Here is a 12213-nt window from a genome sequence, read left to right as displayed (position 1 = left end):
CCCGCCGCCGCCTCCCCCCCCTGCCGCCCCCCCCCCCCGCACCCGCCCCCTGGCTCCTCGGGGGGGGGGGGGGGCGCGCGCCGCGCCCCCACCCCCCCGCGGCCGCGTCGAGTGGATGGACACCGACGCGGCCGGTCACCACCACAACACCGCGATCGTGCGCTACGTCGAGGCGGCGGAGGCCGAGTTGATGCGCACCCGCGGCATCACCGGCTACTTCGGCGCGGCCCCGCGCGTCCGCTACGAGGCCGACTTCAGCGCGCCGCTGTGGTTCGGCCAGGAGGTGACGACCGAACTCACCGTCGAACGCATCGGCACGACGTCCATCACCCTCCGCTTCGAGATCCGCGCGGAGGACGGCCGACTCGCCGCCTCGGGACGGTACGTGGCGGTGCACGTCCCCCGCGGCGAGCGCACGAGCACCCCGTGGCCCACGGCGTGGGTCGAGGCCTGGTCGTCAGGGAAGGGGGATCACGTGTAGCCGCGCCCGGTAGCCGCCGTCGGAGCCGCCGGCGACGAGGGCGTCCGGCCCGACGGCGAGGCCGCTGAGCTGCTCCTCGGCGACGGTCGTGCTCTCCTCCGGGACGGTCTCGCCGGTCGCAGCGTCCACGGAGAGGATCTGCGCCTTGTTCGGGGCGTTGTCCTTCACCGCGTAGAACCGGCTGCCGTCCGCCCCGGCCCGGGCCGTGTTCACGGTCGAGCCCTCGGGGGCGAGCGTGACGTGCCGGCTCACCGTGTCGGTCGCGGGGTCGATGAGGTCGCCCCGGTCGGACGAGCCCCCGTCGACGGCGAAGAGCCGCGTGCCGTCCGGGGAGAAGGCCAGGTCGAACTCGGCGGCCGAGACCGTCCCGGTAACCGTGCCGACGAGGGTCGGGCCGGCCGTCCTCCAGTGCTGGATGCCGCTTGAGGTGCCGATGTACAGGTCCCGCCCGCCCGGCCGCACCACCGGGGCACCCGCACCGCTGGAGGGCAGCGGGACGGAGCCGGTGAACACCCGCCGAGCGGTGTCGAAGGTGAGCATCCGGCCCGGGCCCGGCTTCTGCTTGTAGTGCATCGGCCCGCGCTGCGACACGTACAGCGTGCCGCCGTCCGCGCCGACGGCCAGGCCGAGCGCCGGGCCGGCGCTCCAGCGCGCCGGGCGCGGCTGGTCGGGCAGCGCGACGGTCGCGAGCACGGCCCTCCCCGCGGTGTCGACGACGACGAGCCGCTGCCCGTCCGCGACGTACAGCCGCGAACCGTCCGCGCTGAGCGCTGCGTTGACGCCCCACTCGAGCGCGCCCAGCCCCACCCGCCCCCGCGTCGCGCCCGTCCGGACGTCCACCGCCTTGACGCTCACGCTGCCGTCGCTCTCGACGGCGACGACGTACAGCGTGCCGCCGTCCGGGCTGACGAGCGGCACCGGCCGCTCGCCGCTCACCGTCACGACGGTCTCGCCCGCGGGCGCGGCCTGCGCCGCCGCGGTGCCCGTCGGTCCGAGCACGACGACGGCCGCCAGAGCCGCGATGCGCATCCTCCTGGACATGCTTCTCCTCCCCTTGCTGCGTATGCGATCCCCCAACGGGCACGCTAGCGGACGGAGTTGACATCTGTCAGTCAATTCTCCGCTTGAGGAGAAGGTGTGATGGACGATCAGGCCTGCGCGGTGGACCGGACGACGATCTCGCTGACGTCGACGCCCTCGGGCTGCCCGATCGCGTAGCCGATGGCGGAGGCGATCGCCGACGGCGGCATGGCGATCGCGTCGCGCTGCCGGGTCATCGCGGCGGCCGCCTCGGGGCTCGCCCCCTTGCCGACCCCTTCGGTATTGGTGAAGCCGGGCGAGACGAGGGTGACGCGCAGATCGGGCCCGGATTCCTGCCGCAGCCCCTCGGTGAGCACCTTCACCGCCGTCTTGGTCGCCGCATAGACGCCCTGCGGCGACTTGACGACATAGGCGGCGGTGGACGCGACGTTGACGAACTGGCCGGAGCGCTGGCGGCGGAAGACGGGCAGGGCCGCCCCGATGCCGTTGAGCAGGCCGGTGATGTGGGTGGCCACCATCGCGCCCCAGTCGTCCTGGCGCAGGTCGTCGAACGGCGAGACGGCCATCGTGCCCGCGTTGGAAACGAGGACGTCGAGCCGGCCGTGCCGCTCGACGGCGGTGTCCGTCAGCCGCTGGAGGTCCTCGCGGCGCGTGACGTCGACGACGACACCGACGGCGGTGCCGCCCTTCGCCGTGATGCCGTCCACGACGGCGGCCAGGCGGTCCGCGCGCCGGGCCCCGAGCACGAGCCGGGCGCCCTCCTCGGCGAGGTACGTCGCGGTCGCCTCGCCGATGCCGCTGCTGGCGCCCGTGATCGCGATGACCTTGCCCTGGATACCCGACATGATCGGTCCCTTCCCCTGGCTGCGTGCGGGTCGTCACCACGACCCACAGTGAAAGCGGAGACGCCCCCACTTATTCTCACGCTAAGTGGGGATGCCTCCGTTTAGCAAGTCGATAGGCTGCCGCCAGACCTCCGGGAAGGGATGGCACCACCGATGAGCGACGTAGCGCCGCGACCGCTGCGGGCCGACGCGCAGCGCAACCGGGAGAAGATCCTCACGGCCGCCGTGCGCGTCTTCACGACGGAGGGCCTGGACGCCCACCTGGAGCGCATCGCCAAGGAGGCCGGCGTCGGCAGCGCGACGCTGTACCGCAACTTCCCCACCCGCGAGGCCCTCGTCGAAGCGGTCTACCGCAACGAGGTGGCCCACCTGTGCGAGGCCGCCCCCGCCCTGCTCTCGCAGGAGCCGCCCATGGAGGCCCTGCGGGCGTGGACGCGCCTCTTCCTGGACTACGTCACCGCCAAGTACGGCATGATCGACGCCCTGCGGGCGATCGCCGCCACCGGGAACAGCCCCTACGGGCACAGCCGGGAGATGATCCAGGCCGCCATCACGTCGCTGATGGACGCCTGCACGGCCGCCGGGGCGATCCGCACCGACATCCGGCCCACCGACGTCTTCGCCGCCCTCGAAGGCATCGCCCTCACCTCGGCGGGCACCGAACACCGGCCGCAGGCGGAGCGCCTGCTCGACCTCGTGCTGGACGGTCTCACGGTCCGTCCGTAACGCCTCGCGGGCGGCCTCAGGCGGCGACCAGCGCCAGCCGGATCCAGCGCTCGGCCTCCGCCGCCGCGACCGTCACGTCGAACGCGTCCGGGTCGGTGGCGCCCTGGACGACGAGGCCCTTGACCAGGCCCACCATGGCCAGCGCGAACGCCCCGGGGTCCAGCGCCGCCCGCACCTCGCCCCCGGCCACGCCGTGCCGGACGACGTCGGCCACCCACGCCCGCGTACGGGCGTCCAGCTCCGCGACCGCCGCCGTCAGCTCGGACGCGCCCGCGAGCGCCTCCGCCCCGAGGACGACGAACGCCCGCCCCAGGTCGGTGGGCTTCCGCACCCCTTCCAGGCACCCCCGGACGAACCCGCACAGCTCGTCCACCGCCCCGGCACCGCTGCGCTCGGGCGCGGCGGCAGCCATCGCCTCCGCCAGCGCCTCCTCCTGCAGCCGGGCCAGCAGGGCGGCCTTCGAGCCGAAGTAGTGCGAGGCCAGCCCCCGACTGAAGCCCGCCTCCTCCCCCACCCGCGCGAGCGTGACGCCGGCACTGCCGTGCCGGGCGATCAGCCGGGCCGCGGCGGCGATCAGGGCGGCCTCGGCCTGGGCGCGCCGCTCGGCCTGGGTGCGGCGGGACGGGGTGCCCGGAGAAGCGGCGTCCGGACCATCGTGCGTGGGCATGGCACCATGCTAGTGTCGAACTTGCTTGTTGACCAACAAGTAAGTGTGCGGGGCGGGCCCGGAGACGATCCCCCGGCCGCGCCGCCCCCGTCGGAAGGGAAGATCCGGATGACCGCCACGATGCTCGCCGGCCGCCTCGACGTCACGAAGGGCACGTTCGCCGTCGAGGAGGTGCCCGTCCCGGTGCCCGGCCCCGGCGAGGTCCTGATCAAGGTCGAGGCGGCGGGCGTCTGCCTGTCCGACGTCCACCTGATCGACGGCACCCTCAAGCCCTTCTACCTCCCCGGCGACAAGGTGACCCTCGGCCACGAGGTCGCCGGCACCGTCCACACCCTCGGCGAGGGCGTCACCACCGCCGCCGTCGGCGACCGCGTCCTCCTCCAGGCCGGCGAGCACCGGGGCGGCGTCGTCTTCACCCGCGGCGTCGACTACGACGGCGGCTGGGCCGAGTACAGCCTCGCGACCGCCACCACCCTCGTGCCGATCCCCGACGAACTCCCCTTCGAGCAGGCCTGCTTCATCCCCGACGCGGTCTCCACCCCGTGGGCCGCCATCACCGCCACCGGCGCCGTCCGCCCGGCCGAGGCCGTCGGTGTCTGGGGCGTCGGCGGACTCGGTGCCCACGGCGTCCAACTCCTGCGCGCCATCGGCGCCTTCCCCATCGTCGCCGTCGACCCCCTCCCCGCCGCCCGCGAACGCGCCCTCGCCTTCGGCGCCGACGCCGCCCTCGACCCGCTCGACCCCGGGTTCGCGGCCCACCTGCGCGAGGCCACCGGCGGCCGCCCGCTCGCCGCCGCCTTCGACTTCGCCGGCGCGGCCCCCGTGCGCGAGCAGGCGATGGCCGCCCTCGGCGAACGCGGCCGCCTGGTCCTGGTCGGCCTCACCGACCAGCCCCTCACCATCACCAAGGGCACCATGGTCAGCTTCCTGCGCCAGGAGATCCGCGGCCACTACGGTTCCCAGTCCCAGGACGTGATCGACCTCGTCGCCCTCACGCGCGGCGGCCGCCTCGACTTCTCCCGCTCGGTCAGCGGCACCTTCCCGCTCGCCGACGCCGCCAAGGCCGTCGAAGCCCTGGAGCAGAAGGCGGGCAACCCCATCCGGCTGATCCTCAAGCCCTGAGGGAATGTCATCATGACGGCGTGACTGACTCGGTGCACAACAACCTTGACGGACAGGTCACGGGGAATGTGATCCAGGCGCACACCGTCAACAACTACGCGCCCCCTCCGCCCGCCGAGGACGAACTGGCCGGACACGTGCTCGTCCAATGGGAAGACGAGGCCAACGCCCGCCGGTTGACCGGTTCCGTACGCATGCCGGTTCGCTGGGACGCACGGCAGCTCGGCGCCCTCGAAGAGCCGATCGACACTGATGAGGCACTCTCCCGGATCCGGACGCTCGACCCCGCCCGGCTGGTCATCACCGGACCCGCCGGAGCGGGGAAGTCGTCCCTGGCAGTGCTCCTCGTCCTCGACCTGCTGCACCACCGGAAGTCGGGGGATCCCGTTCCCGTCCTGCTGTCGCTCTCGGGCTGGACGCCCAAGAAGAACCTTCAGGACTGGGTCATCGAGCGCATCCAGCAGGACTACCGGGCCGCGGCGCGCCCTGCGTGGAATCACGAGGTGCAGTCGTTGGTCACCGGGAAGAAAGTCATCCCCATCCTGGACGGCCTCGATGAGCTCATGTCCCTCTCCGGCCAGGAGGTCGTCCTCGGAATCGACGGCTGGCGCGCGAACACCAAGGTGCCCCTGGTCCTGCTGTCGCGGCCGGAAGCGATCGAGAAGATTCCCCCGGACTCCGAGCTCCGGCACATCCCGGTGATCCAGGCCTGTCCGATGTCCCCGGAAGCCGGACGGCACTATCTCACCGGGAAATGCCGTAAGGACCAACTTCCCCAGTGGGAAGAAGTCTTCGAGCAGATCACACGAAGTCCTGACGGACCCGTCGCAGCGGCATTCTCCTCGCCCCTGATGCTCTGGCTCGCGACGAAGGTCTACGCGAGCGGGGCGCGAGATCCTCGCGCACTCCTCGACTCCGCGAGGTTTCCGACACGCGCGGACGTCGAAGGCCACCTCCTCGACGAGTTGATCCCCGCCGTTTACTCGCGGGCCCCGGCATCCGCCTCCAAATCCAAGCCCGTCCGCCGGTGCAGTGTGAAGGACGCCCGGACGTACCACGGCTTCCTGGCCCGGCAGTTGATCCGCCGCCGGACACAGGACATCGCGTGGTGGCAGCTGCGCGGCGTGGTCACGCATCCCCTCGCATGGGGCGGCATCGTCCTCACGGCCGTCCTGGCGCTCCTCTCCCTCGACCGGCTCCTGTGGCCCGGCACCACCACCGAAGCGATCGACCTCGTCGCCGAGTTGGCCACCATCTCCACCGTCCTCGGACGCACCACCGCCCGGCACCTGTTCCCCGGCCTCGACGGCCGCCCGCGCCGGCCGGCCGCACCCAGGATCCAGGTCATCATGGCCCTGCTCGCCGCAGGCCTCGTCGGTGCGGCAACGGTCGTTCCGGGCGGCGTCCCCGCGGTCGTGCCCACCGTCGCCCTGCCCACGCTGTCGGGCCTCCTCCTCACGCGGCGGGCCGAGTACGACACGGCCACGAAGCCCAGGATGCTGCTCGCCGACGAACGACGGATCGCCCTGATCGAGGCGGCGGTCGTCGCACCCGCCATCGCCGGGCTTTCGATGGCGGTCTTCTCCCAGACCCACGACAGTCCCCTCATCCCCACCGTGTCCTTCCTCACCGCCTGGTCCTGCTCGGCCCTGGCCCTCGTCGCGATGAGCCGATGGGGGCGCTGGACCGCCACGCGGGTCGAACTGTGGCTGTTCGGGCGCCTTCCGTGGGACGTGATGGGTTTCCTGGAGGACGCACACGGACTGGGCCTGCTGCGCCAGGTCGGCGGCGTCCACCAGTACCGGCACACCGAACTGCGCCGGCGCCTCGCCGGAGCGGACGCCGACCGGTCCACGGCCGAGGCGTGGACACCGCGCACCGTCCTCATGCGCAGCAGCGCCCACACCGTCCGCACCGTGTGGTTCCTCGCCCTCGACCTCGCCATGCCGGTCCTCGCGTACCTCGCCGTCGCCTCGCCGCTCACTGCACACGACGGCCCGAGAGCGGACTGGCAGCAGAGCTGGGACCTGTTCCGCAGGCACCAGCTCCAGTTCGTGGGGGTGGCGGTCACGCTCGTCCTGATGGCGGTCGCCCTGTGGGCCGTGGCCACGAGGCTCCGGATCGACGCCGAGACGGTCGAGATCAACCGGGGCCGCAAACTTCGAGTGCGGTGGGAGGACGTGACTGCGGTGCGGGTTCACGGGACCGACGGCGACGTCCTGCCGAACCAGTACCACGTCGCCTTGGAGCTCAAAGAGGGCCTGACCGTCCCGAAGGCCCTCACGGACTCGAAAGGCTGGGCCCGCATCTGGGATCTCGGCCCGACCCGCGCCCTCCCCCTCGACCTCGAAGCCGCCCTCGCCTACTTCGCCGGCGACCGCTGGAAGGGCAGCGGTGACGGGTGGGACCACCGACAAGGTCCCTCTGACGCCCTGGAGGAAGCCGGCCGTCGGGCCCGGCCCTGAGCGGGCGGGGCCCGAAGGGCTGGGGCGTCAGCGGTTGTCGTGGAGGTCCTGGTGCATCTGCGGCTGGTCGTCCTGGTCGTGGGTGAGGGCGTACCGCTCGACCTTGCTGAACGCCTCGGACACGGCTCCGAGGATGTCCTTGTACGGGTTGACGCCCGTGACCTGCTTGGCGGCGCCGCCGAGCAGGCCGCCACCGATGCCGCTGACGATGCCGTGGCCGGCGGCCGCGACCTTGCCCGCCTCCGACAGCGGCGTCCGGTCCAGGCCGGCCATGTCGGCGTACTTGTCGGTGAGGGCGACGCGGGAGAGGGCGAGGTAGGCGTCGCTCATTCCCGGCTTGAGGAAGTCCCGGTAGAACTTGACGGCCTGGGCGGTCATGAAGACGCCGTCCTCCGACTTCCGCCATTCCCGGTCGCGTTCCTGGTTCCACAGCCGTTCGAGCTCATCGGCGTCCTTGGGCAGCTGCCACCTCTCCGGGGTCCCGAGGTAGTGGTTGACGTAGTGCCAGGCGCAGACGAAGCCGCGGGCGTCGTCCTTCGACACGTCGATCCCGAGGTTCCGCATGGCCTGCAGGATCTGGGTGCTGAAGACGCAGGCGGCGCCGGTCGTGTACTTCTGCGAGACCGGCTCGCCCCACTTCGCGTAGTCCCACTCCCCGCTCTTCTTGTGCAACTGCCGCACCGAGGCGTGGACCAGGCGCACCTTGGTGACGTTCGCGGCCAGGGTGCCGTTGCGCAGGGCGTCCTTGTCGCCCATGTCGATGAACAGCCGGCTGGACTGCGAGAGCCGTCGGCCGGGCCCTTCCACGCCGCCCAGCCGGCCGGTCGAGCGCAGGGTGAACGCGCCGGTCGGGGAGAGGTAGGTGCCGATGAGGCCGACGGTGCCCTGCAGCATGGACGCCTCGCCGTGGTGGTGGGCGAAGAAGCCCTCGGCGGCCTTGACGTCGGCCTCGCTCCAGTCCGGCGGCGGCGCCGTCGCCTCGCGCAGGAAGTCGGCCAGCCGGTCGGGCAGTCGGGAGAGGTCCTGCCCGGGCTTGAGGGTGCCCACGGTGCGGAAGAGGGCGTTGACCCCGTCGATCTCCCTCTTCTCGATCAGCTCCGAGACCAGGGCGTCGGCCTCCGGGTCGCCGACCGTGCTCGCTGCCTCGAGTTCGGCCGTGACCGTTGCGGCTGTCAGTGCCACCAGCAGTACCTCGTTTCTGGGGTTCGGGTGCGTCCCGCGCCACGAGGCAATCGAGTTCGTGCTCGCATGATGCCCTGGCGGCAGCGGGTGTGCGCGAGCGTACTGTTCATCAGGCATACGGACGATCGCTCGAATGGGGGACCCCGGCGCGCGCCCTGTCCGCAGGGGGCGCACACCTGGGAAGCGCGAACTCGCGCTACCCCGCCGGGACCGGGCGGTGCGGGAGGTCGGTGGGGTTGTCGGGGCCGAGGGAGAAGGTCGGGGCGGGCGTCGGGTGCATGGGCGGCGGGGTGGTCACGGCCGTGCTCGGCGCGGTCGGCATCGTCGTGGGCCGTCCCGTGGCGGTGGGCGTCGGCGCAGCAGGCGAGCTGGACGGGCTCGACGGCGTGGACGGGCTCGACGGCGTGGACGGGCTCGACGGCGTGGACGGGCTCGGCGCCGTGGACGGCGTGGACGGCGTGCCCGTGACGGCCGGTGTCGGCGACGGAGTCGGCGGCGCGGCCGTGGAGTTGCACGCGGCGGTGGCCAGCGCGAGGAGCAGGGTGCCGGCGGCGATGGTGGCGGCGGGTCGCTTCACGGGGCGGGGTCTCCTGATCGTCGGGGGTCGCCGCTTGGACGGTGCGGCCCCCGAACCGGTTCCGCAACACCGGTTCCGCAACACCGGTGCCCGGCCCGCCGACGTTCGGCGGGCCGGGCCTCAGTGGAACGCTCAGTCCTCCTGGTCCCCGGCCACGTCGCCGACCACGTCCCTGTGGTCGAAGCGCCGCAGGTCGACGGCCCAGATGCCGCGCCCGAAGGTGGCCGCGTACAGCTTGCCGTCCGGGCCGGTCTTCAGCTGCTGCACGGACGTCGTCGGCAGGTTGCGGCCGAGGACCTTCCAGTCCGTGGCGCCCGGCGCCCGGTAGAACGCCGCGAGGTCGGTCCCCAGGGCGAGGCCGCCGTTGGGCAGGATCTTCACCGAGTCCGCGGGCACGTCGGGCAGGTTGGCCGAGACGTCGGTCCAGGTGGCGCCGCCGTCCCGGGACTCGAAGACGTGCCCGATGCCGGCGCCGGGCCCCTCGGTCCAGGACCGCGAGAAGCCGTTCATGGCGACGAACACGTGCTGCGCGTCGTTCTCGTCGACGGCGAACGACGAGACGTACCGGTTGGGCACGGTTCCGCCCACCGGCAGGTCGAGCTGGTGCCAGCCCGTCCCGTCCGTGTTCCCCACCGCGATGCCGCGCGTGAAGCCCTGGTTGTTGCAGGGGCCGCACCAGCCCGCGTACACGGTGCCGTTGACGGTCGCGACGGCGGTGGCGAAGTGCCCTGCGCCCAGGTCGTAGGCGCTGGTCCACTCGCTGCCGCTGCGGATCGCGTAGCCCTTGTGCTGCACCCAGATGTGCCGGCCGCCGGCGATCCAGGTGTTGACGTCCTTGGGGTCGGCGGCGAGCGGGGCGATGAAGCGGGCGGAGCTGGTGGCCTTGTCGGGCGGGGCGACCTCGTAGGACGTGGCCTTGCTGGGGTCGGTGTTGCCGGAGCCGTCGTTGACGGCGCAGTTCTGGGTGACCCACACGTCCATGTAGACGTATTCCTGGGCGATGTTGCACCCGTTGCCCGGGTCGACCAGCGTGTCGCCGCCGTCGCCGCCGAAGTTGGAGCCCATCACCTTGTCGTGGGCGCGCAGGATCGATTCGCCGTTGTCCTGGAGGCCGCCGCTGACGCTGACGCCCCGCCCGGAGCGGTCCGAGAGGTCCTTTCCCACGCCCACCGAGTAGTACTGCAGGGTGTCGATGGTGCCGTCGGCGAGGGACTTCCAGTCCTTGGCGTGGCCGCCGGAGTCGACGGCGCCGTTGACCGGGCGGGTGTAGATGCCGCCGTCGTTGCCGACGTACACGCTCGCCTTGCCGTGGTAGGTGCCGATGGCGACGGCGTGCTGGTCGGAGTGGGTGGTCGGCGAGCAGTCGCCGGTCTGCTTCGTCGGGTCGATGCTCCAGCAGGGGAACGGGAAGTTCCAGTAGGGGCCGGGGACGATCCAGGAGGCACCGCCGTTCTTGGTCTCCAGCACCTCCTCCAGACCGGCGTAGACGTGGTCCGGGTTGGCCGGGTCGACCTGGAGGAACTGGTTGTACCAGGACTGGATGCCCGGCTGGTAGCCGGCGCCCTGCAGGGCGGAGCCCGAGTTCTTGATCTTGTCCTTGTCCGCGATGAGCGTCCACGGGCCGGACGGCGAACCGGACTTGGAGACGTAGATGCCCTTCAGCCCGGAGTCCGGGTTGTGCGCGGTGAGGTCCGGCGACTGGTCGATCGCGTAGTAGCGCGAGCCGTCCGCGGAACGGGCGAACGTGACGTTGCCGACGTTCGCCGCGTCCGTCGGCAGGTCACCCAGTGACGCGACGCGCTGCCAACTCCCGTCCGCGGCCTTGCTGTAGAAGCCGTTGTACGTGTCGCCGCCGCGCCAGCCGACGGCCAGGATCACCTTGGACGGGTCCTTGGGGTCGATCGCGATGTCGTTGGCGATGTTCTTGTACGGCGCACTCGGGTCGCCCGCCTTCGAACCCCCGGGCAGGTACTCGGGGTTGGGCACGAACTCCTGCGTCCACGGGCCCGAGAGGTCCGTCGTCGAGTGGCTCCACACACCCCGGCTGGTGGCCGCCCACACCTTGTCGCCCGCGAAGCGCAGCGCGTGGATCGTCGTCGACTCCAACTCCGCCCCGCCGACCCGGTTCCCGGGCTGGAACTGGCCGTGCTTGGGGTCGGCGAGCACGTAGACGCCGGTGCCGACGTACGAGACCGCGCCCGTGTTCGACTCACCGGTCGCGTACCAGAGCCGCCCGGTGCCGTCCAGGTCCAGCGTGCCGGTGGACAGCGACGGCAGCTTCTCCGAGATCGACTGCCACTGCCCGCCGCCGGTCCGGGAGCGGAACACGCCGCCGTTCGCACCGCCCGCGTACACGTACCCGTCGTCGTCCGCCGCGATGCCGGTGATCCGGCCGGTGACGAAGCCCGCGCCGCCGCTGGAGTTGGAGTTGACGTCGCGGTAGCGCGGGTCGTCCGCGTTGTACGGCTTGCTCGTCACCTGCTCCCAGCGGCCGCCGGCGCTCGGCATCGACTTCAGCTGCGCCCACGCCGCGCCGTACGCGCCGGGGGCGACGACGCCGGGGGCCGTGCGGGCCTCGGTGTACTGCGCGGTGCCCTCGGCCGCGTTCTCGGCCTCGTCCGCGCCGCCGTCGTCCCCGCCCCGGTCGGCCTTCGCCGAGAACGCGGGCCCGGCCGCGCCGCGGCCCTCCTGGACCTTTCTCGCGTGCTGCTGCCCGATCTCCTGCAGGTGCTGCGCCTGGTGCGGGCGGGGCCTGGGCGGCTCGGAGGCGGCGAGCGCCTGGGTGGTGGTCAGTCCGAGGGCGGTCAGGGTGACGGCCGGAAGCAGCAGCCGTCGACGTTGCCTGTTGGGCACGATGTCGGTCCTCCCCATGCGACGGGCCGCGCGGTCGCGCGGCCCGGTGGCAGTCCGAGCGGAAGCCTCGCGGGTCCGACCGGCCGGTGTGAAGGGAGTGTGCACGAGGGAGAGCCGAAACTACGTCAGATGAGAGAGTCGACGCGCGACGGATGACCCGCCCGGACGCCCGTGGTGCTGCATGCGACGCGCGCCGCACGCCGAACCGTCGGTTGCGGCCCCCGCTTCAGCGAATCCTCAGGTACCCCCCGCAA

The 12213-nt window shown here is 72.3% G+C and carries 10 protein-coding genes; 4 read left to right on the top strand and 6 right to left on the bottom strand.

The window, feature by feature from the left end; genetic code table 11:
* Window positions 1–115 precede the first annotated feature (115 nt).
* Window positions 116–481: an acyl-CoA thioesterase gene (locus ACFXDE_RS05325; protein ID WP_380491090.1), complete on the top strand. Its 366-nt coding sequence runs from the start codon at window positions 116–118 to the stop codon at window positions 479–481.
* Here the strand turns inward: ACFXDE_RS05325 and ACFXDE_RS05320 are convergent.
* Window positions 458–1522: a YncE family protein gene (locus ACFXDE_RS05320; RefSeq protein WP_380491088.1), complete on the bottom strand. Its 1065-nt coding sequence runs from the start codon at window positions 1520–1522 to the stop codon at window positions 458–460. The two genes, ACFXDE_RS05325 and ACFXDE_RS05320, sit on opposite strands and share 24 nt — an antisense overlap.
* A gap of 107 nt (window positions 1523–1629) precedes the next feature.
* Window positions 1630–2367, bottom strand: coding sequence for an SDR family oxidoreductase (locus tag ACFXDE_RS05315; protein ID WP_380491086.1), 738 nt, complete (start codon window positions 2365–2367; stop codon window positions 1630–1632).
* 153 nt (window positions 2368–2520) lie between these two features.
* Between ACFXDE_RS05315 and ACFXDE_RS05310 the strand changes: the two genes are divergently transcribed.
* Window positions 2521–3093, top strand: a complete 573-nt coding sequence (locus ACFXDE_RS05310; protein WP_380491084.1) for a TetR/AcrR family transcriptional regulator — start codon at window positions 2521–2523, stop codon at window positions 3091–3093.
* Between the two features lie 16 nt (window positions 3094–3109).
* Here the strand turns inward: ACFXDE_RS05310 and ACFXDE_RS05305 are convergent, their stop codons facing one another.
* Complete coding sequence (locus ACFXDE_RS05305) at window positions 3110–3760, bottom strand: TetR/AcrR family transcriptional regulator (RefSeq protein WP_380491083.1); 651 nt, start codon at window positions 3758–3760, stop codon at window positions 3110–3112.
* Between the two features lie 108 nt (window positions 3761–3868).
* Between ACFXDE_RS05305 and ACFXDE_RS05300 the strand changes: the two genes are divergently transcribed.
* Together ACFXDE_RS05300 and ACFXDE_RS05295 are read left to right on the top strand one after the other, a co-directional pair.
* Window positions 3869–4882 (top strand): alcohol dehydrogenase catalytic domain-containing protein, encoded by a 1014-nt coding sequence (locus ACFXDE_RS05300; RefSeq protein WP_380491081.1) that lies wholly within the window; start codon window positions 3869–3871, stop codon window positions 4880–4882.
* A 20-nt stretch (window positions 4883–4902) separates the two neighbouring features.
* Window positions 4903–7347 (top strand): NACHT domain-containing protein, encoded by a 2445-nt coding sequence (locus tag ACFXDE_RS05295; protein ID WP_380491079.1) that lies wholly within the window; start codon window positions 4903–4905, stop codon window positions 7345–7347.
* Window positions 7348–7374: 27 nt separating this feature from the next.
* On the opposite strand, the gene ACFXDE_RS05290 is transcribed toward ACFXDE_RS05295, so the two are convergent.
* From ACFXDE_RS05290 to ACFXDE_RS05280, 3 genes are all read right to left on the bottom strand, one after another.
* On the bottom strand, window positions 7375–8529 hold the full coding sequence (locus ACFXDE_RS05290) for an oxygenase MpaB family protein (RefSeq protein WP_380491077.1): 1155 nt from the start codon (window positions 8527–8529) through the stop codon (window positions 7375–7377).
* Between the two features lie 196 nt (window positions 8530–8725).
* Window positions 8726–9106, bottom strand: coding sequence for a hypothetical protein (locus tag ACFXDE_RS05285; RefSeq protein ID WP_380491075.1), 381 nt, complete (start codon window positions 9104–9106; stop codon window positions 8726–8728).
* Window positions 9107–9238: 132 nt separating this feature from the next.
* Complete coding sequence (locus ACFXDE_RS05280; protein WP_380491189.1) at window positions 9239–11962, bottom strand: glycosyl hydrolase; 2724 nt, start codon at window positions 11960–11962, stop codon at window positions 9239–9241.
* Window positions 11963–12213 lie beyond the last annotated feature (251 nt).

The organism is Kitasatospora sp. NPDC059408, from assembly GCF_042751525.1.
Classification (GTDB): domain Bacteria; phylum Actinomycetota; class Actinomycetes; order Streptomycetales; family Streptomycetaceae; genus Kitasatospora.
Note: the sequence above shows the minus strand (reverse complement) of the source record. Positions and strands in the feature narration are given on the sequence as shown.

Coding starts and splice junctions, on each gene's coding strand:
- ACFXDE_RS05300 (WP_380491081.1), top strand. CDS start 3,869: ATGACCGCCACGATGCTCGCCGGCCGCCTCGACGTCACGAAGGGCACG.
- ACFXDE_RS05315 (WP_380491086.1), bottom strand. CDS start 2,367: ATGTCGGGTATCCAGGGCAAGGTCATCGCGATCACGGGCGCCAGCAGC.
- ACFXDE_RS05325 (WP_380491090.1), top strand. CDS start 116: ATGGACACCGACGCGGCCGGTCACCACCACAACACCGCGATCGTGCGC.
- ACFXDE_RS05320 (WP_380491088.1), bottom strand. CDS start 1,522: ATGTCCAGGAGGATGCGCATCGCGGCTCTGGCGGCCGTCGTCGTGCTC.
- ACFXDE_RS05305 (WP_380491083.1), bottom strand. CDS start 3,760: ATGCCCACGCACGATGGTCCGGACGCCGCTTCTCCGGGCACCCCGTCC.
- ACFXDE_RS05310 (WP_380491084.1), top strand. CDS start 2,521: ATGAGCGACGTAGCGCCGCGACCGCTGCGGGCCGACGCGCAGCGCAAC.